This window comes from Actinoplanes sp. HUAS TT8 (assembly GCF_051380535.1).
Classification (GTDB): Bacteria; Actinomycetota; Actinomycetes; order Mycobacteriales; family Micromonosporaceae; genus Actinoplanes.
Map to the genome: position 1 here is coordinate 1,847,603 of NZ_CP195646.1, position 25,240 is coordinate 1,872,842.

Genomic DNA, 25,240 nt, shown 5'->3' on the forward strand with positions numbered 1-25,240 from the left:
ATGCTGGCCGTGACGGGGACCGGTTGAATCGTGGATCCGACCACGAGGTTTCGCGGAAGGCCACCACGACGTACGGTCCAGCCATGCCGCGGCTGTTGCTACAGCGCGATGCGGAGCTGGCGATGCTCGTCCACCGGCTCGGAGAAGTGCGCTCCGGAACCGGTGCGGTGATCGTGGTCGAGGGCCCGGCCGGCATCGGCAAGTCCAGTCTGCTCGCCGCCGCCGGTCTCGACGCGGAGGCGGCCGGCCTGCGGGTGTTGTCCGCGTGGGGCGGCCCGCTCGAACGTGACGCCGGTTGGGGGATCGCCCGGCAGCTGTTCGCGCCGCTGCGGCAGACCCTCGAATGGGACACCCTCGCCGTCGGGGCCGCGGCTCCCGCGCGCCGGGCCCTCGACGACGAGGGCGCCACGCACGCGCCGACCGGTGACGCCATGCACGCCGCGGCGCACGGCCTGACCTGGCTGACCTGCGGACTCGCGGCCCGCGCGGCCACCCTGCTGCTCGTCGACGACGTGCACTGGGCGGACGCGCCGTCGCTGCGCTGGCTCGGCCAGCTCACCCGCCGGATCACCGGGCTGCCGCTCGGCATCCTCTGCGCGGTCCGCTCCGGCGAACCACCGGCCGAACCCGACCTGCTCGCGGAACTTCTCGCGGCGGCCGGTGCGCCGGTGCGGCCGAGCCCGCTGGGCCCGGAGGCGGTCCGGTCGATCGTGCTGGACCGCCTCCCGGCCGCCGGTCCGGCGTTCACCCGGGCCTGCCACGCGGCCAGCGCCGGCAACCCGTTCCTGCTCGGCGCGCTGCTCGACCATCTCGCGGCCGAGCGCGTCGAGCCGTCCGACGAGGTCGCCGCCGGTCTCAGCGACTTCGGCCCGGACCAGGTCGCCCGCGCGGTCGACCGCCAGCTCGCCCGCCTGCCGCGCGGCACGGCCGACCTGGCCCGCGCGTTCGCGGTCCTGGGCCGCGGCGCACCCCTGCGACAGGCTCGCGATCTGGCCGGTCTGGATCATTCGCTGGCCTCACGCTCGGCCGACCGGTTGCGGTCCGCCGGGCTCCTGGAGGGCGGGATCGAGGGGTACGCACTGGTCCACCCCCTGGTGGCCGGGGCGCTCTACGGAGGCCTGCCGGCGGGGGAGCGCGCGGATTGGCACCGCCGGGCCGCCCGCATGCTGGTCGCCGAGCACGCCGACCCGGAAACCGTCGCGCTGCACCTTCTCCGCACCGAACCCGCTGGTGAACCGGCCACCGTCGCGGCCCTGAGCGCCGCCGCCGACCGAGCGTGGCGACGCGGTGCGGCACAGAATGCCGCGACCTTCCTGCGGCGGGCATTGACGGAAGGACCGATTTCCGCGTACGTGTCAGCGGATCTGCTCGGCCGCCTCGGCCTCGTCACCGCCGAACAGGTCAAGCCCGAGGCGTACCCGCTGTTCGCCCAGGCCGTCGAGCGCGCGACCGATCCTGATCAGCGCGCGAGCATCACGCTGGCCGGGGCACGGGCGCTCGGCATGGCCGGCTACCACGACCAGGCCCTCCAGCTCTGCCACCGCGTTCTCGACAGCGATCCCGGCGCGGCCCCGGCGGTCCTCGACGAGATCGAGGCCGAGCTGGTCTGCTCGGCCTGGCTGGACGCCGCGACGGTCCCCGAGGCGCGGCGGCGCACCCTGCGACACCCGTTCCCGGGCGCGGCACCGATGTGGGGTGTCCACCACGGTCACCTCGCGGCCGTCGAGGGCCGACCGGCGGCCGAGACCGCCGCGATCCTGCGCCCGGTGCTGGACGCCGAGATCGGCTCGCTGCTCGCCACCGTCCTGAAGTTCGCCCTGGTCGCGACCGAGGAGCTGGACACCGTGCGGGCGCTCTGCGACGCGCTGATCGATCAGGTCCGGCCGCGCGGCTGGATGACCGCCCTGGCCCACGGCAGTTTCGTCCGGGCGCACGCCCTCGTCACGGCCGGCCGGGTCCGGGAGGCGGTCGCCGACGCCCGGTTCGCGTTCGAGTTCAAGATGGCCAACCCGCCCGCCCCCGGCCTCGTCTGGACCGTGTTCCCCCTGGTGGAAGCCCTGACCGAGGCCGACGACCGGCCGGCCGCCGAGGCCGCCCTGACCGCCGCCGAAGCCGGCGGCTGGGGCAACCCGCCCGGCCCGCCACCTCCGGCCGGCGGGCCGGGCCCGGGGTCGCAGGTCGGATTGGGCACGCTGGCGCCGGGCAAGTTGCGGACCGCGCTGCTCCTGGAACGCCGCGCCCGCCTGCGCCTGGCCCAGCACCGCCCGGCCGACGCCCACACCGACCTGACCGCGGCGGCCGCGACCTGGCAGGCGCTCGGCGCGAGGCACCCGGGCCTGGCCGCCTGGCGCGTCGACGACTGCCTGGCCCTGTCCGCGCTGGGCGATCTGGAGACCGCCCGCCACCTGGCCGAGGAGCACCTGGACCTGGCCGCCCGGGTCGGCCTGGCCGGTCCGCGCGGCGCCGGCCTGCGGGCTCTGGCCCGCACGGTCTCCCCGGCCGAGGCCGTGCCGCTGCTGACCCAGGCCGCCCACCTGCTCGCCGCGTCCCCGATGCGCCTGGAACACGCCCGGGTCCTGACCGACCTGGGCGCCGCCCTGCGCCGGGCCAACCAGCGGGCGGCCGCCCGCGAGCCGCTGACCCAGGCCCTGGACCTGGCCGATCACGGCGGTATGCGCCTGATCGCCCGCCGGGCCCGCCAGGAGTTGCTGGCCGCGGGCGGCCGGCCGCGACGGTCGGTGATCTCCGGGCCGGGCGCGCTGACCCCGTCCGAGCATCGGGTGGCGGTGCTGGCCGCGCTGGGCCACAGCAACAAGGAGATCGCCGACCAGCTCTACGTCACCCGGCGCACGGTCGAGACCCACCTCACCCACATCTTCCAGAAGCTCTCGGTCACGAGCCGAGCCCAGCTGGCCACGTCCCTCCCTGACCGCACGTCCCTCTCTGACCGCACGTCCCTCCCTGACCGATAGTCACGAGCCGCGCCCCGGCGCGGGCGGGAACGCCCGACCGATGGTCACGACCCGCGGCCGGCGCGCGAGGTCTCCGGGGGAGCGCCCTCGGCCTCCGCCGCCGGCCGGGTGCCGCGCAACAGCAGGGCCGGGATCAGCAGCAGCGCCGCGGCCCCGGCCGTCCACCAGAAGGTCGTGCCGAAAGCCGCACCGAGCGATCCTCCTCCGGCCGCGTTCCGCTGCAGCGACACCGCCAGGACGGTCACCCCGAGCGAAGCCCCGACCTGCTGGAACACCCGCGTTGCGGTAGTGGCGTGCGGCACCGCGACACGATCCACCCCGCTGTAGATCCCGCTCTGCGCCGGCACCAGGACCGCCCCGAACCCCACCCCGCCGATCAGCAGCAGCGGCATCAGCAACCACTGGCTGGTCCCGGCCTCCAGCTGGGTGAACGCGAGCGCCACCCCGAGCAGCAGCACCGACCCGGTGACGGCGACGGCCCGCGCGCCGACCCGGGCCATGACCCGCCCGGCCAGGATCAGCGCCAGCGCCGACCCGACCCCGTTCGGGGCGAGCAGCAGCCCGGCGTGCAGCGGCGTGTACCCGTGAACCTGCTGGTAGTAGAGCGGGATCAGCAGAATGTTCCCCACCAGGGCCACCATCGCCAGGAACATCAGCACCGCCGACGCCGTGAAGTCCCGGTTCCCGAACAGCCGCAGGTCCACGATGGGCGCCGCGGCCCGCAGCGCGTGCACCACGAACGAGCCGAGCAGTCCCGCGCCGACGACCAGCGCGACCAGGGTCGGCGTGCCGAGTCCGCCGTCGTCGCTGATCCGGGACAGCCCCCAGATGATCGCGACCAGCGCGGGCGAGAGCAGCACCAGCCCGGCCACGTCGAGGCGGGCCTTCTCCGAAGGGCGATCGGCCGGCAGGACACGGGCCGCGGCCCAGGCCGCGACCAGGCAGATCGGCAGGTTGACCAGGAAGATCCAGCGCCAGCCGGATCCGGTGACCAGCACGCCACCGAGGATCGGGCCCAGCACCGGCCCGAGCAGCATGGGCACGCCGATCAGGCCCATCACCTTGCCGAAGTTCCGCCCGGCGGCCTGCCGCGCGATGATCGTCTGGAAGAGCGGGAGCAGCATCCCGCCGCCGACGCCCTGCACGGCGCGCATCGCGATCAGGCTCGGCGCCGACCAGGCCAGCCCGCACAGCAGCGAGCCGATCGTGAACAGCCCGAGCGCGCCGAGCCAGGCGCCGCGGCTGCCGAACCGGTCGATGGCCCAGCCGGCGACCGGGATCATCGCGGCCATGGCCAGCATGTACGACGTGCTGACCCACTGGATGACGTCGAGGTCGGCGTCGAAGTCGCGGCGCAGGCTCTCCAGCGCGATGTTGACCATCGTGGAGTCCATCTGCACCAGGAAGACGCCGAGCAGGGTCGCGCCGATGAGCGCGAGCAGGTTCCGCGGGATTTTCTCGGTCACGATCAAGACCTTTCGAGACGACGTACGGGATAGCGATACGCTGTATCAGTGACGGTACACCGTATCGCTTCTCCGTACACCGCTAGAATTTCGCCGTGACTGAGAACCGTGGTCCGCTGTGGACGCGCCCGGCCGCCGCCAAGCCCGAGCGGCTCACCCGCGAGACGGTCGTCGCCGCCGCGGTGGCCCTGGCCGACCGTGAGGGCCTGGAGGCGGTCTCGGTGCGGCGGCTGGCCACCGAGCTCTCGGCCCGCCCGATGAGCCTCTACACGTTCTTCGAGCGCAAGGACGACCTGGTCGACCTGATGATCGACCACGTGCTGGGCGAGATGCTGGTCCCGGAGCTGCCGGTCGGCGACTGGCGGGCCGCGCTGCGGGCGGTGCTGCACCGGCAGATCGCGGTCGGCCGGCAGCACCTGTGGGTGATGGGTGTCTTCGGGACCCGGGCGCCGATCGGTCCGAACGCGGCCCGGCACGCCGAGCAGTCCCACCAGGCGATCGCCGGGCTGCAGCTGGGTGCCGAGCGTTCGATCAAGCTGCTGCGGGCCGTCGACACGTACCTCTGGGGCTATGTGACCCTGAACGGTCAGGAGCTGGTCGCCCGGCAGCGCGACGGCCTCAGCGAGCAGGAGTGGCAGGCCTCCACGGAGGCGTATTTCGCCGAGCTGACCGCCGGTGGTGACCTGCTCAACCTGGCCGCGGCCGGCCGTTCCGCCCTGCTGCGCGGCACGGTCGAGGAGTGGACGGCCGACTTCGACGAGGGCCTGAACTGGCTCCTGGACGGCTTCGAGCGGACCCTGGACGAGTCGTAGCATCGACGACGGCAACTTCTTGACAATATTCTGGAAACGATTCCAGACTGACTCCACTGATCGATCGTCATCGAATGATCAAGGAGTCGGCCGTGGCGGTGACCATCAAGGACGTCGCCCGGCTGGCCGGGGTCTCGCAGTCCTCGGTGTGCCGGGCGCTGGCCGAACCGGCCCGGGTCCGGCCGGAGACCCGCGAACGCGTCGAGCGCGCCGCCCGTGAGCTCGGCTATCACCCCAACCGGGTCGCCCGCAGCCTGATCACCGGGCGCACCCTGAACATCGGCGTGGTCCTGCCGGATCTGGCCAACCCGTTCTTCCCGTCGGTGGTCAAGTCGATCCAGACGCAGGCGCGCCGGTTCGACTACGCGGTCTTCCTCAGCGACACCGACGAGGACCCGGCGGTCGAGGTCCCGGCCATCCGGGCCCTGGCCAAGCAGGTCGACGGGTTCCTGCTCTGCTCGCCCCGGGCGCCCGACGAGGACCTGCGGTCGTTTGCCGGGGAGAAGCCGATCGTCGTGCTGAACCGCCGGATCACGCCGTTCCCGTCGGTCACCGCGGACAGCGCCGACGGCATGCGGCAGGCCGTCGCCCACCTGCACGCTCTGGGACACCGCGACATCGCGTACGTCGCCGGCCCGCGCACCTCCTGGTCCAACCGCGACCGGCAGCGGGGCCTGCGCGCCGCCACCGCCGCCCGCGGGATGAACCTGGTCGAGGCCGGCAACGTCGCGCCCACCGCGGACGGCGGGGCCGCCGCCGCCGACCTCGTCCTGGCCACCCCGGTCACCGCCGTCCTGGCCTACAACGACCTGGTCGCGCTCGGTCTCATCCAGCGGTTCCGGGCCCGGGGCGTCGACGTGCCCGGGCGTCTCAGCGTCGTCGGTTTCGACGACATCCCGGTCGCCGGGCTGGTCGGCCCGCCGCTGACCACCGTCGCGATCGGCAAGGAGCAGATCGGCCGGGTCGGGGTGGATCTGCTGCTCGAACTGATGGCCGACCCGGATTCCAGCAGCACCGCCCGCCGGGTGCTGCCCACCCAGCTCATCGTGCGTGGTTCGACGGGCCCGCTCCCGCAGAAATAGCAGAAGGGATCCACCCATGTCGCCCAGTCGCCGCCAGTTCATCACGCTCACCGCCGCCGCCGTCACGGTCGCCGCCTGCAGCCCGCCCGACAACAACAACCCGGCGACCAGCGCCACCGGCCCGGTCCCGGACAAGCCGGCCAAGGCGGTCACCCTCAACGTGCTCGACGTGGCCGGGAACCTGCAGCTCACCCAGGGCATGATCGACGACTTCGTGGCCAAGAACGGCGGCGTCGTCGAGCGGGTCACCTACACCAAGGCGACCGCTCCGGAACTGGTCGGCAAGATCAAGGCCCAGCAGGCGGCCAACCGGGTGGACATCGACCTGGTGCTGACCGGGGTGGACGGACTGGCCGCCGGCATCGAGCAGCAATTGTGGGTCGCGCTGCTGCCCACGTACGCGAATCGTCTTTCCGGAATGGAAAAATACCTGGCCGGCGCGGCCGCGATGCAGAAGCTGGCCGGCAACGAGGGTGTCACCGTGACGTACTACCCGTCGGGGCCCCTGATCGAATACCTGCCGTCCAAGGTGCCGAGTCCGCCGAAGAGCGCGGCCGACCTGCTCACCTTCGCCAAGGCCAATCCGGGCGCGGTGCAGTACGCCCGCCCGTCCAACTCCGGGCCGGGCCGCACGCTGCTGATGGGCCTGCCCTACCTGCTCGGCGACTCGGACCCGAAGGACCCGGTCAACGGCTGGGCCAAGACCTGGGACTACCTCAAGCAGCTGGGCGAGTCGATCACGCTCTACCCGTCGACCACCAGCGAGACGATGAAGAACCTGGCCAACGGCTCGGCGAAGATCATCGCGTCGACGACCGGCTGGGACATCAACCCGCGCGTGCTCGGGACCGTGCCCAAGGAGGCCCAGGTCGGCACGCTCGACGGCTTCCACTGGGTGACCGACGCGCACTACGCCGTCGTGCCCAAGGGCGTCTCGACCGACAAGCAGTCCGCGGTCCTCAACCTGCTGGCCTGGATGCTCACCCCGGAACAGCAGGCCAAGGCGTACGACAAGGGCTACTTCTACCCGGGCCCGGCGGTCGACGGCGTGACCATCGAGATGGCGCCGCCCGAGAGCCAGCAGGCGATCAAGGACTACGGGCGGCCCGAGTACACCCAGCTGATCGCCGACAACCCGATCGAGGTCCCCCTGGAGGCGAAAGCCCTGGTCGCCGCGTTCGACCGCTGGGACCGCGAGGTCGGCGGCTCCAAGGTCAAGAAATGACGACGTTCGAGACGCTGCGCCTGGACGGGGTGACCCGCCGGTTCGCCGGTGCGGACGCCCTGACCGGGCTCGACCTGGAGATCCGGCGCGGCGAGTTCATCGCGCTGCTCGGGCCGTCCGGCTGCGGCAAGTCGACCGCGCTGAACTGCCTGGCCGGGCTGCTCCCGCTCAGCGACGGCAGCATCTGGCGGGACGGGACCCGCCTGGACGTCCTGCCGCCGGAGCGCCGTGGATTCGGGATGGTGTTCCAGAACTACGCGCTCTTCCCGCACATGTCCGTACACAAGAATGTCGCTTTCGGTCTGAAGATGCGCGGCGTGAACCGGGCCGAGACGCGGCGCCGGACCGACGAGGCGATCAAGCTGGTCCACCTGGAGGAACACGCCGGCAAACTGCCCGGGCAACTCTCCGGCGGCCAGCAGCAGCGCGTCGCCATCGCGCGGGCCGTCGTCGTCGAACCGTCGCTCGTCCTGATGGACGAGCCGCTGAGCAACCTCGATGCGAAACTGCGCCTGGAGATGCGCACCGAGATCCGCCGGCTGCACCAGAACCTGGGCCTGACCACGGTGTACGTCACGCACGACCAGGAGGAGGCGCTGTCCATGGCCGACCGTCTGGTCGTGCTGCGGGACGGGCGCGTGCAGCAGATCGGCACGCCGTCGGAGGTCCACACGCGCCCCGCGAACCGGCACGTCGCCGATTTCCTGGGTTTCCGCAACCTGCTGCCCGGCCTCGTCTCCGGTTCGTTCGTCAAGATCAACAATTGGGGGGTACGGACGGCGGGCACGCCCGTCGGCTCCCTCAGCGACGGCGATCCGGTCGTCGCCGCGATCCGCCCCGAGGACATCGTCCTGGGACCCGGTGGCGTCGAGGTGACCGTCGAGGTCGTCGAGTACCACGGCCGCGAGTTCGCCGCCGAGGCCCGCACCGCCGACGGCCTGCACCTGCATCTGCGCACGTCGGAGCACCTGGCCCCGGGTGACAAGGTGCTCGTCTCGTTCCCGCCCGAGCGGCTTCTGGTGTTCCCGGCATGACCGCCCCCGCCCTGGCCGTCCGGCACCGTCTCGCCGAGCGCGGCATCGACCCGCAACTGCTGCTCCTGGTCCCGGCCACGGTGTTCGTGGTCGCCCTGTTCATCTACCCGTTCGGCTACGGCATCGCGCTGTCCCTGCAGCCCGCGCAGGGCGGGGCGCTCGCCGCCTACCGCGCGTTCTTCAGCGACGCCTACCAGCGGGACACGATCACCACGACCCTGGCCATCGCCCTGCCCGCGGCCCTGTTCAACGTCCTGGCGGCGGTGCCGATCGCCTACCGGATGCGCGGCCGTTTCCGTGGAAAACGCCTGCTCACGACGATCCTGGTCGTGCCGATCACGCTCGGTACCGTGCTCACCGCCGAGGGCCTGCTCAACTTCCTCGGCCCGACCGGCTGGCTCAACCGGGCGTTGCTCAGCCTGAACATCGTCGATCAGCCGGTCACGCTCACCCACAACTACTGGGGTGTGTTCTTCTCGCTGATCATCACCGGGTTCCCGTTCGCGTTCCTGCTCGTCCTCTCCTACCTGTCCGGCATCGATCCGAGCCTGGAACGGGCCGCGGCGACCCTGGGCGCGGGCTGGGCGCAGCGGTTCTTCCGGATCACGCTGCCGCTGCTCGCGCCCGGGCTGGCCACCACGTTCTGCCTCACGTTCGTGCTCGCGTTCAGCGTCTTCCCGTCGGCCATCCTGGTCGGCGACCCGTCCGGCAGCACCCGGGTGATCAGCATCGCGGCCTACGAGGCGGCCTACGTGCACTACGACTACGCGGCCGCGTCGGCCGCGGCGATCGTCATGGGCGCGGTCGAACTGCTGGTCATCAGCATCGTCCTCGGCCTGCGGAGCCTGCTTTACACCGGTTCGACGGCGGGAGGCAAGGGATGAGACGGCGGATCGTGGCCAGCCCGGGCGCGTGGCTGGTGTGGGGGCTCGTCGTCATCTTCTTCATCGGGCTGGCCGGCGTGATCGGCTCGGTCGTCGTCAACTCGTTCGGCGTGCGATGGTTCGACACGTGGCTGCCGGAGGCGTTCACCACCCAGTGGTACGGCCAGGCCTGGACGGACTTCACGCTGCTGCCGGTCCTCACCGTCACGCTCGTGGTCTGCCTGCTCGTGGCCGGCATCTCCGTCCTGATCGGCGTGCCCGCGGCGTACGTGCTCGCCCGTCGCCGCTTCCCGGGCAGCCGCCTCGTCTACCTGCTCTTCCTGCTGCCGATTCTCATGCCACCCATCACGTACGGGATCCCGCTGGCCACCGTCCTCTACAAGTACGGCCTGGCCGGTCACCTCTCCGGCGTCGTCCTGGCCAACCTGGTCCCGTCGGTCCCGTTCGTGATCCTCACGATGACCCCGTTCATCGAGCAGATCGACCCGTCGGTCGAGCGCGCGGCCCGCATGTGCGGCGCCCGCACCCGGCACGTGTTCACCTCGATCCTCGCCCCGCTGCTGGTCCCCGGGATCCTGGCCGCCTCGATCCTGGTCGTGGTCCGCACCGTCGGCATGTTCGAGCTGACCTTCCTGACCGCCGGGCCGGACTCGCAGACCCTGGTCGTGGCCCTGTTCTACTCGATGTCGGCGGCCGGGATCCGGGCCCAGCAGTCGGTCGACGCGATGGCCGTCATCTACTGCGTGATGATGCTGGTCCTGCTCGTGGTGGCGCTGCGTTTCGTGAATCCGACCCAGCTGGTCGCCCGGGTGAAAGAGGAACCCGAGTGAGAATCGTCGAGGCCCGGGTGATCGTGACATGCCCGGGCCGCAACTTCGTGACCTTGAAGATCGTCACTTCCGAGGGCGTGTACGGGGTGGGCGACGCGACCCTGAACGGGCGCGAGCTCGCGGTGGCCGCCTACTTGAGCGAGCATGTGGTTCCGGCGCTGATCGGGCGGGATCCGGCGCGCATCGAGGACACCTGGCAGTACCTGTACAAGGGTTCCTACTGGCGGCGGGGGCCCGTGACCATGACGGCCATCGCTGCCGTGGACACCGCGCTCTGGGACATCAAGGGGAAAGTGGCCGGCCTGCCGGTGTATCAGTTGCTCGGCGGACGGTCGCGGGAGGGCGTGACCGTTTATGGTCACGCCAACGATGTCTCGGACATTTCACGATTTATGGCCCAAGGCTATCGTGCCGTCCGAGTCCAGGCTTCCATACCCGGCCTCCCGTCGGTCTACGGAGTCGGCAAGCCGGGGGAGACCTACGAACCCGCCTCCTCAGCGGTCCCTTCGGAGGCGGTCTGGGACACCTCGCTCTACCTCGACCACATCCCGCGCGTCTTCGCCGACGTCCGCGCCGAATTCGGGCCGACCTTGAAGTTGCTGCACGACGTCCACCACCGGCTCACCCCGATTGAAGCCGCCCGCCTCGGCCGCAGCCTGGAGCCCTACGCCCTGACCTGGTTGGAGGACCCGGTCCCGGCCGAACTCCAGGACGGCTTCCGCCTGATCCGGCAGCACACCACGACACCCCTCGCGGTCGGCGAGGTGTTCAACACGATCTGGGACTGCCAGGAACTCATCACGTCCCAGCTCATCGACTACATCCGCGCCACCGTCGTACACGCCGGCGGCATCACCCACCTGCGGCGCATCTTCGACCTGGCCGCGCTGCACCACGTCCGCAGCGGCTCGCACGGCGCCACCGACCTGTCCCCGATCTGCCTGGCCGCGGCCCTGCACGTGGACATCACCATCCCCAACTTCGGCCTCCAGGAGTACATGCCCCACACCCCGGAGACGGACGCGGTCTTCCCGCACGGCTACCACTTCGAGGGCGGCTACCTGCACCCGTCCGAAACCCCGGGCCTGGGCGTCGACATCGACGAGGACCTGGCCGCCCGCTATCCGTACCGTCCGGCCTCGCTGCCGGTCAACCGCCTGACCGACGGGACCCTGCACAGCTGGTGAGGCCGGTGATCAGGCGCTCGACGTCGGGCCCGGCCGGGCCCGAGGAGAAACCCGAGAGGCGATGCTGGAGGAGACCCTCGACACCGGCCAGCACGAGCGGCGCGACCCGCCGAGCCTCCGGGACGCCGAGCGACGTCAGGGCGGCCGCCGTCCAGTCGACCAGGAGCCCGCGGTCGGCGTTGAGCTGCTCCAACAGGGACGGCTCGACCACGCCCTGGGCGAAGATGACGAACCGCGCCGCCGTCCGGACCCGGGACACACTCGTGGCGTCGTCGACGAAATCGGCGTACGCGCGAATGAGCTCGGACATCTCCCCGGGGAAGCCGGCGGCGAGCCGCATCGCGTAACTTTCCGCGTCGAGCTGCCGAAGGCGCTCGATCGCGCCGTCGACCAGCCGGGCCCGGGTGCGGAAATAGTTCGAGGTCGAGCCGGGCGGGAGCCCGGCGGTGACGTCGACCCGGGCGTGACTGAGCGCGTGCAGGCCGCCGGTCCCGATGACCTGCAGGGCCGCGTCGGCGATGCGGACGGCGGTGGGGTGCGGCACCCGGTCACCCTACTTTCCGGATCTCGGCGACCGCCGCACCCGGCCCGTCCTCGACAGCGAGCCGCCGGGCCACCGCCGCGGCGCCCGGCCGGAAGGCCGGCGCCTCCTCGATCGCCTGGGCCAGCCGCCTCGGCGTGAGGCCCCGCATCGGCACGGGCCGTGGACCGGAGTCCAATGCGGCGATCCGCTCTCCCCAGAACGGCTGGTCGGCCGTGAACGGCACGGCCACCGACGGGACGCCCGCCCGCAACGCCGCGGCGGTCGTCCCGGCCCCGCCGTGATGGACCACCACCGCCGTGCGCGGGAACAGCCAGGCGTGCGGCTCCTCGTCGATGACCAGCACGTTTCTGCCCTCGGCCGACAGGCCCGCCGCCCCCCGTTGAACGACGGCCCGCCGGCCGAGGTGTTTCAGCGCACCACGGACGGCATCGGCCGACCCGGGGGCGGTCATGCTGCCGAAGCCGATGAAGATCGGCGGCTCGCCGTCGTCCAGGAACGTCCGCAACCGCTCGGAGAGACCGGTTCCGGCCGGCGGCCACCAGTAGCCGGTCATCGGACGGTGCGCCGGCCAGTCGTCCGGCGGCGGTACGACCGTGGGGCTGACGCCGTACACCGCCGGCCATCGCTCCCGCTCCATCCGCCGGAACATCGCCCGCGGGCCCAGCGGTGCCAGGCCCAGCTCGGCGCGGAACGCGGCGGTCGCGCGGGCGAACGGGAGCTGCCCGAGCAACCGGAACGCCCGGCCGGCGGCCCGGTTGCCCCGGCCGCCGAGCGAGTTCGTGGTCAGGATCAGTGGCGGGAACGCGCGGGTCGGTTCGAGCGGCTGCAGGAACGCGCCCATGCTCGGGATCCCGCGCGCCTCGGCGACGTGGTAGCCGAGCAGGCCCATCGGGGCGAGCAGCAGCAGGTCGGCGTCGCGGGCCGGGGCCGCGATCGCCCGCCCGATCTGCGGCCAGTGGGCGACCAGGGTGCTGGTGAGGCGGGCCGAGCTGAGCGGGCCGTCGCCGAACTCGACCGGCAGGGCGGCGAAGCCGAGGCCGGCCTCGTCCACGAACCGGCGGAGCGAGGCGTGGGTCGCGACCGTCACCCGGTCGCCGGTCGCGGTGAGGGCGGCGCCGAGGGCGGTGTACGGCACGACGTCGCCGCGTGTCCCGATCGTCACGATCGTCACGATGGCCATGGCCGCCAAGCTACTACGATCCTAGTAGTCGCGCCATGACGTAGCGAAGCGGAACGCAGTTCCGTATAGTTAGACGGAACCGCGTTCCGCTTTCTGTCGTCAGGAGAACCATGCCCACGTACGGGATCATGACCGCGCCCCAACAGGTCGACTACCAGGACATCCTGCGAGTCTGGGAGGAGGCCGACGCCGTGCCGGAGATCGGGCACGCCTGGCTCTTCGATCACCTCATGCCGATCGGCGGCGACCCCGGCGGCCCGATCCTGGAGGGCTGGACGCTGCTCTCCGCGCTGGCCGCCCGGACCCGGCGGCTGCGCCTCGGCCTGCTGGTGACCAGCAACCGTTTCCGCCCGCCGGCCGTGCTCGCCAAGATTGCCACCACGGTCGACGTCGTCTCCGGGGGCCGCCTCGACTTCGGGATCGGCGTCGGATCACGCCCGGGGCACCCCCTCGCCCTGCGCGAGTACACCGCGCACGGCCTGCCGTTCCACGACGTCGATCACGCCGTCGGCAGCCTCGACGAGGGTCTGACCGTGATCAAACGACTGTGGACGTCACCCGAGCCGTTCGACTTCGACGGCACGTACGTGCAGGTCAAGGGGGCTTTCGGGAACCCCAAGCCGGTGCAGCGGCCGTACCCGCCCATCATGATCGGCGGACGGGCGTCGGCCACCCTGCGCATCGTCGCCCGCCACGCCGACCTGTGGAACATCCCGGGCGGCGGCCCGATCGAGGACCTGGCCGCCCGGAGTGCGCTGCTGGACCGCTACTGCGAGAAGATCGGCCGCGACCCGGCCGAGATCACCCGCTCGATCCACCTGGGCGTCTCCTACGACGACCCGGCCGCGACCCGCGTCAAGATCGCGGAAGCCCTCGACGCCGGTTTCCAGCACTTCGTCCTCAGCGTGCCCGACCCCTACCCGCAGGGCGTCGCCCGCTGGCTGGCCGACGAGGTGATCAGCGCCAACAGGTGACGTCGCGCGCCGGCCGGACGCCGTCGGCCAGGAACGTGGTCACCCACGCGTCCCCGCACGCGTTGCCGTTCTCCAGGTAGGAGCCGTGACCGCCGGCGTCCACACTCACCATCCGGGCCCGATCCCCAAGAGCCAACCGCAAATTCAAGGCTTTCCCGTACGGCGTGGCCGGGTCCCGCAGATTCTGCACGAGCAGCACGTTCGACGGCCCGCGCGGCGTGACCCGGACCGGCGGCTCCTCCGGCGCGGGCGCGAACGCGCAGGTGTAGATGTTGACCGGCATCCCCGCGGTCAACGGGTGGGCCCGCCGGTCCGCGGCCACCCCGGCGGCATACGCCCGGACGTCCCGCGGCCAGCTCACGTCATGGCAGATCGTCGCGTCGAGCACCGCGAACGTGTTCTGCAGCGCCGCCTCGGGCGCCGCCGTCGTCGCCGGGAGCGGCCCGCCGGCCAGGGCGGCGCTCATCAGCCCGGCCAGCTGCGGGAACCGCGCGTCCGAGTACAACCCGTTGAGCAGATTCGCCCGCAGGGTGTTGCCGTCCAGCACCGGCGGGTTCGCGCCCGGCCAGGGCAGCGGCGCGGCATCCAGGCGTTCGGCGAGCCTCAGGTAGGTGCCGCGCACGTCGGTTCCCAGGTGATACTGCCCGTCCCGGGCGGCGGCCCAGGCCGCGAAGTCCGGGAACCGGTCCTCGACCCCGATCGCGTAGTTGGCCGCCCAGCCGCGTTCCACCAGGTCAGGGTCGGGGTCGTCGTTGCTGTCGAGCACCACGCGGTCGGTCCGCGCCGGGAACATCGTGGCGTAGACGGCACCCACGTAGGTCCCGTAGGACACACCCCAGTAGGAGATCCGCGGCTCGCCGAGCGCACGCCGGATCGCGTCCAGATCGCGGGCCTCGTTCCGGGTGCTGATGCTGTCGTAGACCGCCCCGCCGTTCTCCGCGCAGGCTTTGGCCGCCCGTCGAGCCCAGGCCACGTTGGTTTCGATGCTCCCGCCCGGCCCCGGCCACGGCAGAATCCCGGTCTGCGTGATGTCGGCACTCTGCAGGTCGCAGGAGACCGGCGTGCTGGCGCCGACCCCGCGCGGGTCGAACGAGACGAGGTCGTAGCGATCAAGAACGGACTGGGGGAGCTTGCCCAGGTAGGCGCTCGGCCGGTTCAAGCCGGAATTCCCCGGCCCACCCGGGATGAGCACCAGCACCCCTCGACGCGATTCCGGCGTGGCCGTCCGGATCCGCGACACCGCAAGCGCAAGGTGCGGCCCCTCGGGCCGGGCATAGTCGACCGGGACCGACAGGGTCGAGCACTCCTGCCGCCCGCCGGTGGCGCAGGCCGTCCAGTCGAGGCCGGGCGGAGCGGCCGGAACCGTGGTACCGGCGCTGAGAAGAGCAGCGATCAAGACCGTTTTCATACGATCGAGCCTGGCCCCCCGATCACCCGGGGTCGATAGAGCTGGCTCCCCGCCGATGGTCGGGTCAACCCCACTGACACTATGTGATCATGACCGTGGTCTGGCGTGTGCTTCGTGTGGCCCTGCTGGTGTTGTGGCTGCTCGCCGCGGCCGGAAGCTGGTGGACCGCACCCCGGCAGGTCGGCTACGACGAGGCCCGGGCCGCGATCGCCGACAAGAGCCTGACCGTGTACCAGTGGGGCGACACGTGGGACTCGAACTCGCGGTTCGTCTGGTTCGCCGCCGCCACCCTGCTGTCCTCGGGCCAACCGGGCCCGACGTTCGCGTGGCGCACCGCCGACGGCCGGGTCCGCTGGGCCGACACGGAATCCTTCGACCAGGTCACCACGACCGTCGCGGTCGACGGCTACTCCGGCCCGGGCGCGGCCGGCCTCGCCCAGCAGCTGCAGGCGGCCGGCCTCGAAAACCGATCCGGTTCCGTCGAGGCCCCCGGCCCGTGGGCCACCGGCGCCGCGGCCGTCCTGGCCCTGGCCGTCCTGGTCGTCATCATCGCCGGACCGGCGCCGGTGCTCGGCACCCGGTGGTTCTGGTTCTGGCTGACGTCACTCGCCCCGCTCGGCCTGGGGGTGATCTTCTGGCTCCTGCGGGACCGCCCCTGGTCACGGTCGGCCCGCCCCGCGGAACAGCCGGGCCGACCGTGGTCCCGCGTAACCCGCGCCGGCGCGTCCCGGGACCGCGGCTGGTTCGGCCTGGTGCTCGGCCTCCTCGCCGCCTTCCTGCTCGGCGTCGTCCTCACCGTGCTGAACAGCCTGCTCGGCGACCGCTGGGTGCCGCAAGCCCTGACCTGGTGAACCCGGCCCTCGTGGCGACCGGCCGGTAGAAAGACCGGGTGAAGGACAGCGACGCCGACATCGAGTCCGAACTCAGCCAACTCCGTAGCTGCCCGGCGAGCGATCGTCGAACTCTCGTATTACGGCTCACCAGGCGAGGACCAGCGATCGTTCCTGAGCTGCAGCGGATCCGGCGGCACGGCCCCGGCCGGCTGCGCGCCGCCGCGCTCGAAGTGTTGGTCACCATCGCCGGCGAGGTGGGCCTGCACCCGGCCGACCTGGCCGCGGCCGAACGTCTCGTGCGTATCAAGGCGCCCTCGGAACCGTTCCTGAACATCAGCCTCTGCTGGGACGCGTGGATGTGCGTCCGGGGCGGCGATCAGCGCGGCATCATGGCCGCTCTCGGGCTGACCCCGATCCGGCCGGCAACGTTCGCCCTGGCCAACACGGTGGTCTCCGACGGGAGCGACGGTCCGGTCTTCGTCACACCGCAGTTGAACGGGTGGACCGTCGTCGCCGGTGGATGGTGCGATCCGCAAAGAGACGAACGAGGCGACGCGGTCCGCCACCTGGTCGAGCAGCTAAGCAGCCGGTACGGCGAGGCGCACGCCTACTCCGTCACCGAGTACGGCGACGAGTCGGACTGGCTGATCGCGCAAGCCGGCCGCACCGTCCGGCGGTACAGCGAGACCGACCCGGTCTGGGCGATCGGCCACCCCCTGCCCGTCGAGCGCCGTCACCTCGACGCCCTGGGCGTCACCGGCGGCCCGGAGAAGATGCGCTCGGACCCGGACATGGAAGAGGCATTCTCCGACTTCTCGTTCGCGTGCACCGCCCGCACAGTCGCCGCCGAGATGAGCATCGACATCGTCGGAGGCGTCCAGCGAAGCACCTCCACCGTCGAGGGGCTCGGCATCCTGGCCCGGACCCCGGGCACAGCAGCCACCAGCATCGCCCCGTCCGCCTACCAGATCTAGCCGATCCTGAGGGCCGAATCCCCGGGTTGGTGTCAGGGGCGGACGAAGACCGCCAGGCGGCCGGCGGGACGGACGCTGTTCGACGTGTAGACCGTTGCGGCGTTGCCGTCGGGGGCGGTCAGCAGGTATTGGTGGCGGACGCCGGGCATGGGTTCGGCCAGGGCTTCGAGCAGTTGTGCCGTGCCGTCGCCCTGCCGCTGGCGGGCCGCGCGTACGCACATCTCCTTGAGGCCGCTGAATGTCACACGGGCTCTCTCGCTGACGGGGTGAGGGCTGTTCCGTAGAGCTCGGCGAGGAGCCGGCGGACGGTTCGTGGGATTCCGGTCTTGTCGGTGACCTCCTCGGCCACGAGTTGCACGGGACGCTCGAAGCCGGTCAGTTCCTCGCCGGTCATCGAGGCCGCGATGAAGCCGGGCAGCAGGTACGCGCGGCCGTCGGATGTCGGGAGGCCAGGGACGGATGGCCCGTTTTGACGCCGGTCGCACGGGTGCCGGCGACGGTGATGACGTAGGCCAGGGCGTCCAGGCGGGGAGTTCTGCCAGAACCAGTCGTCGTGGGAGGGTGGCCGGAGGCCCGGCGGTTCGTCACCGGGCTCCGGCAGCAGGGGTGTCCATGCCACGACGGCATCATGCCCCCGCCGTACGACAAAAGGGCCGGCTGACGCCCGGTCAGGTGGCGATGAGGACCTCGGTGCCGGTGCGGCGGATGGCGTCGAGGGCCGACGGGTCGGCGCTGGCGTCGGTGACCAGGGTGGCGACGTCGGTGACCGGGCAGATGCCGGCCAGGCAGACCTTGCCGACCTTGGAGCCGTCGGCGACGACGATGACGCGGTCGGCCCGGCGGATCATGGTGGCGTTGGTGTTGGCCTCGATCTCGTCGTGGGTGGTGAGGCCGCCGCGGGCGCTGATGCCGTCGACGCCGACGACGGCGACGGCCATGTTGAGGCCTTGCAGGGCCTGGTCGGCGATCGGGCCGACCAGCTCGTACGACTGGGTGCGGGACACCCCGCCCGTCATGATCAGTTTGAGGCGGGGGCGCAGGGCCAGCTCGGCCGCGATGTTGAGGGCGTTGGTGACGACGGTCAGGTCGACGCGCTCGGCGAGCAGGCGGGCGAGCAGGAGCGTGGTGGTGCCGCCGGTGAGGCCGAGCGTCAGCGGGCCCTTCGGGAGCAGGTTGGACACCGTACGCGCGATGAGGGTTTTTTCTTCGCGGTGTTGCCCGGTGCGGTAGCGGACCGGCAGCTCGTAGGCCACGTCGACGGCGACGGCGCCGCCGTGGGTGCGGGAGAGCAACCGCTGGTCCTCAAGGATCTGCAGGTCACGCCGGATGGTGGCGGCGGAGACGGCGAATTCGTCGGCTAAAGTGCCGGCGTCGACCGAGCCGGTGGCGGTGACCCGTTCGAGGATGGCCGACACACGGTCGGCGCGACGCAGAGACGACATGGAACCTTCCGAGGACGACTGATCAAACGCGCAATCAATATAGTTCGTTTCCGAGCGATCCTTGCACGACCGTGCATGTGGTCCGAAACTCCTTTCCATGACCGTGATCGCATTCCTGGGCGCCGGAAGTGTGGTGTTCACCCGTGAGCTGCTGGCGGACATCCTCTCCTTCGACGAGTTACGCGGCGTCACCCTGGCCCTGCACGACATCGACCCCGAGCGGCTGGAGACGGCCGAGCTGATCGCTCGCCGGACCGCGCAACAGCTCGGCGCAAGTCCGAAAGTGACCGTTCACCTCGACCGGCGCAAGGCCCTGGAGAAAGCCGACTTCGTGATCAACGCGATCCAGGTCGGCATGTATCCGGCCACCGTGCGTGACTTCCAGATCCCGGCCAAGTACGGGTTGCGGCAGACGATCGCGGACACGCTCGGCGTCGGCGGGATCTTCCGGGCGCTGCGGACGTTCCCGGTGCTGGACGGGATCGCCGCCGACATGCGCGCGATCTGCCCGGACGCGTGGCTGCTCAACTACACCAATCCGATGGCGATGAACGTCGCCTACCTCGGCGCGATCGCCCCCGATCTCCACGTCGCCGGGCTCTGCCACTCGGTCTTCTGGACCGTGCACGACCTGGCCGGGCTGCTCGGGATCCCGCACGAGGAGGTCGACTACACCGGCGCCGGGGTCAACCACCAGGCCTGGCTGCTGCAGTTCGAGCATCGAGGGGAGTCGCTCTACCCGAGGCTCGACGCGCTGCTCGACCAGGATTTTCAACTGCGCCGACGCGTACGGATGGACATGTACCGGCGGATCGGCTACTTCCCGACCGAGACCAGCGAGCACTCCTCCGAGTACGTGCCGTGGTACCTCCGGCACGACCAGGAGATCGACCGTCTTCGCATCCCGATCGGCGACTACCTGCGCATCAGCGCCGAGAACGTGGAGGATTACCACACCACGCGCCGCGGCCTGCTGGCCGGCGAACCGCTCGATCTGACCCGCGAGGCCACCGAGTACGCCCCGCAGGTGATCCACAGCATGGTCACCGGCACGCCGCGCCGCATCCACGCCAACGTGATCAATTCCGGACTCATCGACAACCTCCCTTCCGCGTACGCGGTGGAGGTCCCGTGCAACGTCGGAGCGCATGGCCTGACCCCCGAGCGGGTCGGCGATCTCCCTCTCCCGTGCGCCGCGCTCAACCGCGCGTTCGTCAGCGTGGGCGAGTTGACCGTTCGCGCGGCGCTCGACGGGGATCCGCGCATGGTCCGGCAGGCGGCGATGGTCGACCCGAACACGGCCGCCACGCTGACCGTCGACGCCATCTGGGAGCTGTGCGACGAGCTCACCGCCGCCCACGGCGACCTGATGCCGGAGAGCCTGCGCGCCTGAACGCGCAACCCAGAATGTTCATTTGATGCGCGCATCTTGTAAAGCGAGCACAAACGAGCATAATCCACGAGCATGAATAACACGCTCGCCGAGGTCGCCAGCCAGCCCGAGATGTGGCGGCGAACCACGTCGCTCGCCTCCCCGGCCCGGGACGAACTGGCCGCCCCCGGGGAACGGATGCTGCTGCTCGGCTGCGGCACGTCGTGGTTCGTCGCGCAGAGCATCGCCGAGCTGCGCGAGAGTGCGGGCCTCGGCGAGACCGACGCGGTCTGCGCGTCCGAGTACGTGCCGCGCCGCCGCTATGATCGGGTCGTCGCGATCACCCGCTCGGGCACGTCGACCGAGGTCCTCGACGCGTTGCGACAGGTGCCCGCGGGCACCCGCCGGATCGCGATCACGGCCGTCCACGGGGAGCCCGTGGACGACCTGACCGATGCCCAGCTCCGGCTGGACTTCGCGGACGAGGCCAGTGTCGTGCAGACCCGGTTCCCGACCTCCGTGCTGACTCTGGCGCGGACGACGTACGGGAAAAAGGATCTTGATCCGATCGTGGCCGACGGGGACACCGCTCTCGCCGCGGCGCTGCCGGCCGACCCCGCCGACATCGATCACCTGGTGTTCCTCGGCACCGGATGGACCGTCGGCGTCGCTCACGAGGCGGCGCTGAAGGTCCGCGAGGCGGCCCAGGCCTACTCCGAGTCGTACCCGGCGATGGATTTCCGGCACGGGCCGGTCGCGGTAGCCGGGCCGCGCAGCCTGATCTGGTCGTTCGGCGACGTGCCGGCCGAGCTCGACGACGTGGCGCGCGCGGCCGGCGCCACGGTGCACCGCGACGATCTCGACCCGATCGCGCAGCTGGTCCTCGCCCAGCGTTTCGCCCTGGCCCTGGCCGCCCACCGCGGCCTCGACCCCGACAGTCCGAGATTGCTCACCCGCTCCGTCGTCCTTGCCTGAAATTCGTCCTCACCTGAACCGCCACTGTTGCCGCGGAGGTGTCCTGACATGAGACCCGGATTGTTCACAGGCGGCGCGGCCGCCCTCCTATTGCTGACCGCCTGCATGGGCGGAACCACGGAACCCGGCAAGGACTCGGCGGCCGGCTACGACCCGAAGGCCACCGTCGAGATCACCTGGTGGACGGGCCAGAGCGAGGAGGCCGAGAAGGTCGCCGAGAACCTGGCGGCCGAGTACCACACCGCCCACCCGAACGTCACGGTCAAAACCTCGTCCGGGGCGCCGACCACCGACGACCTGCTCACCAAGCTGTCGGCCGGTTTCACCGGCGGCACCTATCCGGACGTCTCGTACGCCTACGGCAGCTGGGCCGGTGAGCTCGGGGCCAGCGGCAAGACCCAGGACCTGACCGCTTTCGTTCAGGACCCGGCGTTCAAGTGGGCGGAGATCCCGGAGGCCGCGCGGCTGACCGCGACCACCGGCGGCAAGGTGATCGGTGTTCCGGCGCTCGTCGACAACCTCGCGCTCCTCTACAACAAGCCGTTGTTCGACAAGGCCGGGCTCGCCTATCCGACCGATCAATGGTCGTGGGAGGACTTCCGGAACGCCGCCAAAAAACTGACCGACCCGGCCACCAACACCTACGGAACGGCCTATTCGGTTTCGGGCAGCGAGGACACCACCTGGCACCTGTGGCCGCTTCTCTGGCAGAACGGCGGAAAGATCCTCGACGGCAACAAACCGGCCTTCAACTCCGAGGCCGGCGTGAAAGCCCTGGAGACCCTGCGGCAGATGGCCGTCGACGACAAGTCGATGTACCTGGACCAGACCGACGAGCGCTACTGGCGACTGTTCAACAGCGGGCGCATCGGCATGATGATCTCCGGCCCGTGGGCCCTGCTCGAACTGAAAGAGGCCAAGCTCTCGTACGGCGTGGCCGACCTCCCGGGCGTCAACGGCGATCACCAGACCGTTTCCGGCCCGGATCTGTGGGTCCTGTTCGACCACGGCGACGCGAACCGGGCCGGCGCCTCGCGCGACTTCATCTCGTGGCTGACCAGCTCGGCCGTCGACGCCAAGTGGAATCTGGCGGTCGGCAACCTGCCCCTGCGGACCACCGAGTCGACCACCCCGGAATTCACGAACTACGTGAAGGAGTACCCGGGCGGCGACAAGTTCTTCGCCAATCTGGCCAACGCCAAACAGGCCCGCCCGACCGTGCCCGGCTACGAGGAGATGTCCCGCAACGTCGGTGACGCGATCGCCTCCGTACTCCAAGGAAAATCGACGCCGAAACAGGCGCTGGACGCCGCCGCCAAGAAGTCCGAGAGCGCGTTGGTGAATTGATGGCGGCACTCACGTTCGCGGTTGCCCGGCCCGTCCGGGTGCCCCGCCCGAAGGCCCGGCGCCACGTGACCGGCTGGGCCTTCGTCGGACCGGCGACCCTGATCGTTGTCGGACTCTCGCTCTTTCCGGCCGTGTGGGCGTTCTTCATCTCGCGCGCCAAGTGGAACGGCATCACGGCCGGTGTCCCGGTCGGCTGGCGCAATTACCAGCAACTCGCGCACGACCCCGACATGCTCGCCGCGGCCCGGCACACCCTGTTGCTGACCGCGCTATTCGTGCCGTTGTCGATCGTGCTCGGCATCGTGGTGGCGATCGCGCTCAATCAGCGGATCCGGCTCATCGGTTTCTATCGCACGTGCATCTTCGTGCCGTACGTGGCCTCGGCCGCGGCCACCGGCATTCTCGCCTCGTTCGTGTTCAACCCGCAGTTCGGCGCGGCCAACGACGTGCTGCGTCACCTCGGGATCCCGCAGCAGCAATTCCTGGAGAGCCCGTCCCAGGCCCTCTACGTGATCGTGCTGATCGCGCTCTGGGGCGAGGTCGGATTCACCACCGTCATCTACCTGGCCGCGCTGCAGGACATCCCGAAAGAGCTCGTGGAGGCCGCGACCATGGACGGCGCCGGCCGGTGGCGCGTGTTCCGGCACGTCACGCTGCCGGAGCTGCGGCCGGTGACGGTGTTCGCGGCGGTCTGGCAGACGATCACCGCGGTGCAACTGTTCGACCTGATCTACACGACGACGCGCGGCGGGCCGCTGAACAGCACCCAGACGGTCGTCTACTACATCTACGAATTGGCATTCCAGACCCAGCGACTCGGGTACGGCGCGGCCGCCGCCTATCTGCTTTTCGTGGTGACCCTGCTGCTCACCCTCGGCATCATCTGGTACAGCCGCCGGCGCGGTTCGGAGGTCTTCTAATGCTGCGGAAACTCCCGTTCAGCCCGTGGCATCTGCTGCTCATGCCACTGGCGTTGCTGTTCGTACTCCCGCTGGTCCAAATGGTTCTCACGTCGTTCATGTCCAACGCGGAGATCAACCAGTTCCCGCCGAAACTGATCCCGACGTCACTGCACCTGGAGGGCTGGCACGCGCTGCTCTCCGAGACGAACGCGCCGCGCTGGCTGCTCAACTCGGTCATCGTCGCCGCCGTCTCGGTCGTCGCGCACCTGGTCCTCTGCTCCACCGCCGGCTACGGCTTCGCCCGCCTCAAGTTCGCCGGCCGCGGCGTCGCGTTCGTGGTCGTCGTCGCCACCGTCATGATCCCGATCCAGTTGCTGATGATCCCGACGTACCTCATGTTCGCCCGCATCGGCATCGTCGACACCCTGGCCGCGGCGTTCGTCCCGTGGCTGGCCTCGGCCTTCGGGATCTTCCTGATGCGCCAGTTCTTCCTGTCCCTGCCGGCCGAACTGGAGGAAGCGGCCCTGATCGACGGCTGCGGACGCTGGCGCACGTTCCGCAGCATCGTGCTGCCGCTGGCCCGGCCCGCCCTGGCCACCCTGGCCGTCTTCACCCTGCTCTCCAGCTGGAACGACCTGCTCTGGCCGCTCATCGCCATCTCCGACGACAGCCGGTTCACCCTCCAGGTCGGCCTGGCCACCTTCCAGGGCACGCGCCACACCGAATGGTCCCAGTTGATGGCCGGCAACGTCCTGGCGACAATGCCCCTGATCCTGGCGTTCCTGCTGGCCCAGCGCCGCTTCATCGCCACCATGACCTTCAGCGGCCTCAAAGGCTGAAAACAATTTCGCCGTACGGCGGCAGCCCGGTCCCGCCGTCTCACGAACGCACCCGCCGCCGAAGCCCGGGGCCCAGCCGCACCCACCTGCTCCCCGGCTTCACCCCGGCCCGGTCAAACAAGAGCCAGGACGAAACTGCGCGTCCACTCCGACTGGCTCTCGACCCTGAGGTGTACCCGTGCGCCCGGCTCGAGCGGAGTGCCCTCATACTCGACGAACTCGAACCAGCCGGCGAATCGGACTCCGAGCAGCCTGTCGTTCGGGGAGACGCTTTCTACCGTCGCCTCGATCAGGGAACCCACCGGCCAACGCGCCGTGACCGCCGCCCACTGCGGGCCGCCGCATCGCCACCATCGGCAACGTCGGCCGCGCATCCCGGCGTCCAACGGCTCCAACCGAATCTCGTGTCCCCGGTGCCGGATGACCTCGAAGAAACCGCTGCGTCCGACCGCCGGCCACTGCTCAGGTTCGTCCGGAAGCCACAGGAGGTCCACCCAGCCGGGAACAGGATCGCCGAGGTCGACAGTCATTCCGGCTTGTCCCACACCGGCGGGGAACCTGGTGACCGTCCCCCGAACCCGGGATCCCAGCGGAAGCCGGCGTCGAACCGCGCTCAGATCGTCGTCAACCATCGTCCGGCCATTATCGGACTCGCCGCCAGATTCCGATACGTCAGCCTCGATGACCGGCGACCGGCTTCGAACGCCCTCTACGGGTGGCGGCTGAGGAGTTCACCGGCAAGACCTACATCCCACGAACCGTCCGCCGCCTCCTCGCTTCCGCCCCGCCGGCCTCCTGACGGTATACGTCCACCCCTGACATCAGCCCGGGAATGCGGCCCTCAGGCTGCGATCTACCCGTAGCTGGGCGTCATCGGCCTGCCCGAGCCGGCCAACGTCGCGGTGTTCCTGTTCGACACCCTTGGCCCCGCAGGTCGCCGCCTGCCGTGAATACACCG

Annotated in this window: 24 protein-coding genes; 16 read left to right on the plus strand and 8 right to left on the minus strand. The window is 70.7% G+C overall.

Features of this window, described 5'->3' with window-relative positions; translation table 11 throughout:
- Positions 1 to 83: 83 nt before the first annotated feature.
- Positions 84 to 2,972, plus strand: coding sequence for an ATP-binding protein (locus ACSHV8_RS08190; protein WP_436530981.1), 2,889 nt, complete (start codon positions 84 to 86; stop codon positions 2,970 to 2,972).
- Positions 2,973 to 3,016: 44 nt separating this feature from the next.
- On the opposite strand, the gene ACSHV8_RS08195 is transcribed toward ACSHV8_RS08190, so the two are convergent.
- The gene (locus ACSHV8_RS08195) at positions 3,017 to 4,438 is read right to left on the minus strand and encodes a DHA2 family efflux MFS transporter permease subunit (protein WP_436530983.1); all 1,422 of its coding nucleotides are present in this window, start codon (positions 4,436 to 4,438) and stop codon (positions 3,017 to 3,019) included.
- A gap of 95 nt (positions 4,439 to 4,533) precedes the next feature.
- Here ACSHV8_RS08195 and ACSHV8_RS08200 point away from each other — a divergent pair, with 95 nt between their 5' ends.
- The 7 genes from ACSHV8_RS08200 (at position 4,534) to manD (ending at position 11,492) form a co-directional block, all read left to right on the plus strand.
- Positions 4,534 to 5,250, plus strand: coding sequence for a TetR/AcrR family transcriptional regulator C-terminal domain-containing protein (locus tag ACSHV8_RS08200; protein ID WP_436530985.1), 717 nt, complete (start codon positions 4,534 to 4,536; stop codon positions 5,248 to 5,250).
- A 74-nt stretch (positions 5,251 to 5,324) separates the two neighbouring features.
- Positions 5,325 to 6,332 (plus strand): LacI family DNA-binding transcriptional regulator, encoded by a 1,008-nt coding sequence (locus tag ACSHV8_RS08205; protein WP_436530987.1) that lies wholly within the window; start codon positions 5,325 to 5,327, stop codon positions 6,330 to 6,332.
- Between the two features lie 16 nt (positions 6,333 to 6,348).
- Complete coding sequence (locus tag ACSHV8_RS08210; protein ID WP_436530988.1) at positions 6,349 to 7,557, plus strand: ABC transporter substrate-binding protein; 1,209 nt, start codon at positions 6,349 to 6,351, stop codon at positions 7,555 to 7,557.
- The gene (locus ACSHV8_RS08215; protein ID WP_436530990.1) at positions 7,554 to 8,591 is read left to right on the plus strand and encodes an ABC transporter ATP-binding protein; all 1,038 of its coding nucleotides are present in this window, start codon (positions 7,554 to 7,556) and stop codon (positions 8,589 to 8,591) included. Before ACSHV8_RS08210 ends, ACSHV8_RS08215 begins: the two co-directional genes overlap by 4 nt.
- Positions 8,588 to 9,475: an ABC transporter permease gene (locus ACSHV8_RS08220; protein WP_436530992.1), complete on the plus strand. Its 888-nt coding sequence runs from the start codon at positions 8,588 to 8,590 to the stop codon at positions 9,473 to 9,475. Before ACSHV8_RS08215 ends, ACSHV8_RS08220 begins: the two co-directional genes overlap by 4 nt.
- Positions 9,472 to 10,305, plus strand: coding sequence for an ABC transporter permease (locus ACSHV8_RS08225; RefSeq protein ID WP_436530994.1), 834 nt, complete (start codon positions 9,472 to 9,474; stop codon positions 10,303 to 10,305). The genes ACSHV8_RS08220 and ACSHV8_RS08225 overlap by 4 nt, the downstream gene beginning before the upstream one ends.
- On the plus strand, positions 10,302 to 11,492 hold the full coding sequence (manD, locus tag ACSHV8_RS08230; RefSeq protein ID WP_436530996.1) for a D-mannonate dehydratase ManD: 1,191 nt from the start codon (positions 10,302 to 10,304) through the stop codon (positions 11,490 to 11,492). The genes ACSHV8_RS08225 and manD overlap by 4 nt, the downstream gene beginning before the upstream one ends.
- On the opposite strand, the gene ACSHV8_RS08235 is transcribed toward manD, so the two are convergent.
- Positions 11,455 to 12,036: a TetR/AcrR family transcriptional regulator gene (locus ACSHV8_RS08235; protein WP_436530997.1), complete on the minus strand. Its 582-nt coding sequence runs from the start codon at positions 12,034 to 12,036 to the stop codon at positions 11,455 to 11,457. The two genes, manD and ACSHV8_RS08235, sit on opposite strands and share 38 nt — an antisense overlap.
- Positions 12,037 to 12,040: 4 nt before the next feature.
- Positions 12,041 to 13,216: a glycosyltransferase gene (locus ACSHV8_RS08240; protein ID WP_436530999.1), complete on the minus strand. Its 1,176-nt coding sequence runs from the start codon at positions 13,214 to 13,216 to the stop codon at positions 12,041 to 12,043.
- A 110-nt stretch (positions 13,217 to 13,326) separates the two neighbouring features.
- Here ACSHV8_RS08240 and ACSHV8_RS08245 point away from each other — a divergent pair, with 110 nt between their 5' ends.
- The gene (locus ACSHV8_RS08245; RefSeq protein WP_436531001.1) at positions 13,327 to 14,190 is read left to right on the plus strand and encodes an LLM class flavin-dependent oxidoreductase; all 864 of its coding nucleotides are present in this window, start codon (positions 13,327 to 13,329) and stop codon (positions 14,188 to 14,190) included.
- Here the strand turns inward: ACSHV8_RS08245 and ACSHV8_RS08250 are convergent.
- On the minus strand, positions 14,174 to 15,598 hold the full coding sequence (locus tag ACSHV8_RS08250) for an alpha/beta hydrolase (protein ID WP_436531003.1): 1,425 nt from the start codon (positions 15,596 to 15,598) through the stop codon (positions 14,174 to 14,176). The genes ACSHV8_RS08245 and ACSHV8_RS08250 overlap by 17 nt on opposite strands.
- Before the next feature lie 89 nt (positions 15,599 to 15,687).
- Here ACSHV8_RS08250 and ACSHV8_RS08255 point away from each other — a divergent pair, with 89 nt between their 5' ends.
- Together ACSHV8_RS08255 and ACSHV8_RS08260 are read left to right on the plus strand one after the other, a co-directional pair.
- On the plus strand, positions 15,688 to 16,449 hold the full coding sequence (locus tag ACSHV8_RS08255; protein WP_436531005.1) for a hypothetical protein: 762 nt from the start codon (positions 15,688 to 15,690) through the stop codon (positions 16,447 to 16,449).
- Positions 16,450 to 16,487: 38 nt separating this feature from the next.
- Positions 16,488 to 17,405, plus strand: coding sequence for a hypothetical protein (locus ACSHV8_RS08260; protein WP_436531006.1), 918 nt, complete (start codon positions 16,488 to 16,490; stop codon positions 17,403 to 17,405).
- Between the two features lie 32 nt (positions 17,406 to 17,437).
- On the opposite strand, the gene ACSHV8_RS08265 is transcribed toward ACSHV8_RS08260, so the two are convergent.
- The 3 genes from ACSHV8_RS08265 to ACSHV8_RS08275 form a co-directional block, all read right to left on the minus strand.
- On the minus strand, positions 17,438 to 17,650 hold the full coding sequence (locus ACSHV8_RS08265; protein ID WP_436531008.1) for a hypothetical protein: 213 nt from the start codon (positions 17,648 to 17,650) through the stop codon (positions 17,438 to 17,440).
- Positions 17,647 to 17,799 (minus strand): hypothetical protein, encoded by a 153-nt coding sequence (locus tag ACSHV8_RS08270; RefSeq protein WP_436531010.1) that lies wholly within the window; start codon positions 17,797 to 17,799, stop codon positions 17,647 to 17,649. The genes ACSHV8_RS08265 and ACSHV8_RS08270 overlap by 4 nt, the downstream gene beginning before the upstream one ends.
- Positions 17,800 to 18,073: 274 nt before the next feature.
- The gene (locus tag ACSHV8_RS08275) at positions 18,074 to 18,847 is read right to left on the minus strand and encodes a DeoR/GlpR family DNA-binding transcription regulator (RefSeq protein ID WP_436531012.1); all 774 of its coding nucleotides are present in this window, start codon (positions 18,845 to 18,847) and stop codon (positions 18,074 to 18,076) included.
- A gap of 97 nt (positions 18,848 to 18,944) precedes the next feature.
- On the opposite strand from ACSHV8_RS08275, the gene ACSHV8_RS08280 reads away from it, so the two are divergent.
- The 5 genes from ACSHV8_RS08280 (at position 18,945) to ACSHV8_RS08300 (ending at position 24,282) form a co-directional block, all read left to right on the plus strand.
- The gene (locus tag ACSHV8_RS08280; protein ID WP_436531014.1) at positions 18,945 to 20,240 is read left to right on the plus strand and encodes an alpha-glucosidase/alpha-galactosidase; all 1,296 of its coding nucleotides are present in this window, start codon (positions 18,945 to 18,947) and stop codon (positions 20,238 to 20,240) included.
- A 72-nt stretch (positions 20,241 to 20,312) separates the two neighbouring features.
- Complete coding sequence (locus ACSHV8_RS08285) at positions 20,313 to 21,194, plus strand: SIS domain-containing protein (RefSeq protein ID WP_436531016.1); 882 nt, start codon at positions 20,313 to 20,315, stop codon at positions 21,192 to 21,194.
- A 48-nt stretch (positions 21,195 to 21,242) separates the two neighbouring features.
- Entirely contained in the window at positions 21,243 to 22,541 is a 1,299-nt protein-coding gene (locus ACSHV8_RS08290) for an ABC transporter substrate-binding protein (protein WP_436531018.1), read from the plus strand.
- Positions 22,541 to 23,461, plus strand: coding sequence for a carbohydrate ABC transporter permease (locus ACSHV8_RS08295; RefSeq protein WP_436531019.1), 921 nt, complete (start codon positions 22,541 to 22,543; stop codon positions 23,459 to 23,461). The genes ACSHV8_RS08290 and ACSHV8_RS08295 overlap by 1 nt, the downstream gene beginning before the upstream one ends.
- A complete protein-coding gene (locus ACSHV8_RS08300; protein ID WP_436531020.1) occupies positions 23,461 to 24,282 on the plus strand; it encodes a carbohydrate ABC transporter permease in 822 nt (273 codons plus the stop codon). The genes ACSHV8_RS08295 and ACSHV8_RS08300 overlap by 1 nt, the downstream gene beginning before the upstream one ends.
- Positions 24,283 to 24,395: 113 nt before the next feature.
- Here ACSHV8_RS08300 and ACSHV8_RS08305 read toward each other — a convergent pair whose 3' ends face one another.
- Positions 24,396 to 24,812, minus strand: a complete 417-nt coding sequence (locus tag ACSHV8_RS08305; RefSeq protein ID WP_436531022.1) for a hypothetical protein — start codon at positions 24,810 to 24,812, stop codon at positions 24,396 to 24,398.
- Positions 24,813 to 25,240: the final 428 nt, after the last annotated feature.

What these genes read in the sequence shown, in the direction of transcription:
- ACSHV8_RS08255 (WP_436531005.1), top strand. Translation starts at nt 15,688, where the DNA reads ATGACCGTGGTCTGGCGTGTGCTTCGTGTGGCCCTGCTGGTGTTGTGG.
- ACSHV8_RS08250 (WP_436531003.1), bottom strand. Translation starts at nt 15,598, where the DNA reads ATGAAAACGGTCTTGATCGCTGCTCTTCTCAGCGCCGGTACCACGGTT.
- ACSHV8_RS08205 (WP_436530987.1), top strand. Translation starts at nt 5,325, where the DNA reads ATGATCAAGGAGTCGGCCGTGGCGGTGACCATCAAGGACGTCGCCCGG.
- ACSHV8_RS08270 (WP_436531010.1), bottom strand. Translation starts at nt 17,799, where the DNA reads ATGACCGGCGAGGAACTGACCGGCTTCGAGCGTCCCGTGCAACTCGTG.
- ACSHV8_RS08190 (WP_436530981.1), top strand. Translation starts at nt 84, where the DNA reads ATGCCGCGGCTGTTGCTACAGCGCGATGCGGAGCTGGCGATGCTCGTC.
- ACSHV8_RS08285 (WP_436531016.1), top strand. Translation starts at nt 20,313, where the DNA reads ATGAATAACACGCTCGCCGAGGTCGCCAGCCAGCCCGAGATGTGGCGG.
- ACSHV8_RS08300 (WP_436531020.1), top strand. Translation starts at nt 23,461, where the DNA reads ATGCTGCGGAAACTCCCGTTCAGCCCGTGGCATCTGCTGCTCATGCCA.
- ACSHV8_RS08275 (WP_436531012.1), bottom strand. Translation starts at nt 18,847, where the DNA reads ATGTCGTCTCTGCGTCGCGCCGACCGTGTGTCGGCCATCCTCGAACGG.
- ACSHV8_RS08240 (WP_436530999.1), bottom strand. Translation starts at nt 13,216, where the DNA reads ATGGCCATCGTGACGATCGTGACGATCGGGACACGCGGCGACGTCGTG.
- ACSHV8_RS08295 (WP_436531019.1), top strand. Translation starts at nt 22,541, where the DNA reads ATGGCGGCACTCACGTTCGCGGTTGCCCGGCCCGTCCGGGTGCCCCGC.
- ACSHV8_RS08245 (WP_436531001.1), top strand. Translation starts at nt 13,327, where the DNA reads ATGCCCACGTACGGGATCATGACCGCGCCCCAACAGGTCGACTACCAG.
- ACSHV8_RS08280 (WP_436531014.1), top strand. Translation starts at nt 18,945, where the DNA reads ATGACCGTGATCGCATTCCTGGGCGCCGGAAGTGTGGTGTTCACCCGT.
- ACSHV8_RS08220 (WP_436530992.1), top strand. Translation starts at nt 8,588, where the DNA reads ATGACCGCCCCCGCCCTGGCCGTCCGGCACCGTCTCGCCGAGCGCGGC.
- ACSHV8_RS08225 (WP_436530994.1), top strand. Translation starts at nt 9,472, where the DNA reads ATGAGACGGCGGATCGTGGCCAGCCCGGGCGCGTGGCTGGTGTGGGGG.
- ACSHV8_RS08210 (WP_436530988.1), top strand. Translation starts at nt 6,349, where the DNA reads ATGTCGCCCAGTCGCCGCCAGTTCATCACGCTCACCGCCGCCGCCGTC.
- ACSHV8_RS08215 (WP_436530990.1), top strand. Translation starts at nt 7,554, where the DNA reads ATGACGACGTTCGAGACGCTGCGCCTGGACGGGGTGACCCGCCGGTTC.
- ACSHV8_RS08290 (WP_436531018.1), top strand. Translation starts at nt 21,243, where the DNA reads ATGAGACCCGGATTGTTCACAGGCGGCGCGGCCGCCCTCCTATTGCTG.
- ACSHV8_RS08305 (WP_436531022.1), bottom strand. Translation starts at nt 24,812, where the DNA reads ATGACTGTCGACCTCGGCGATCCTGTTCCCGGCTGGGTGGACCTCCTG.